This window comes from Pseudomonas sp. 05N433 (genome assembly GCF_056396925.1).
The window spans coordinates 1-602 of sequence record NZ_JBFTML010000148.1 but is presented as its reverse complement, the minus strand read 5'-3'; the positions used below and the strand labels follow the sequence as shown (position 1 = coordinate 602).

Here is a 602-nt window from a genome sequence, read left to right as displayed (position 1 = left end):
GCCTTCCACCACGCCGCCGTTGAGCGACAGGTTGACTGCCTCACCGGTGGCCGTGTCGGTCAGCCCGGAGGCACCCGCCACCACGCCCAGCGCATAGGTCAGCGTGCCGGCGCCATCGGCGCCATACGCCGAGGTGAAGTTCGCCGCGAAGCTCTGGGTGGCGTCGGTGGTCAGCACCGTCTCATCCACCGTCAACGTCGGTTCGGTGCCGGTGGTGCTGATGCTCGGTCCGTCGTCCTTGAACACCAGGTTCTGGCCGATGTTGAGGGTCGCCTGGGTGCTGTCGCCGTCCTTGTCGGTGATGGTTGCGGTCAGGGTCACCAGATTGTCCGCGGTCAGCGTTTTCGAATCATCGGGATTGGTCGTGTCGGGATGCACCACGGCGCGGAGCTGATCGAGGGTGACGTCACCGTTGGCGGCGACGCTGACCGTGAATACCAGCAGGTTGGTGGTGGCCGTGTGACCTTCGACCACGCCGCCATTGAGCGACAGGTTCACCGCCTCGCCCGTGGCTGTGTCCACCAGCCCTGAGGCGCCCGCGACCACGCCCAGCGCATAAGTCAGGGTGCCGGCCCCGTCAGCGCCATACGCCCATACGCCGA

1 protein-coding gene is annotated in these 602 nt (G+C 66.8%); it reads right to left on the bottom strand.

What is annotated here, in order from left to right:
* On the bottom strand, positions 1-602 hold a 602-nt coding region (locus AC1DIS_RS30100; RefSeq protein ID WP_477781318.1), incomplete at both ends, for a DUF5801 repeats-in-toxin domain-containing protein.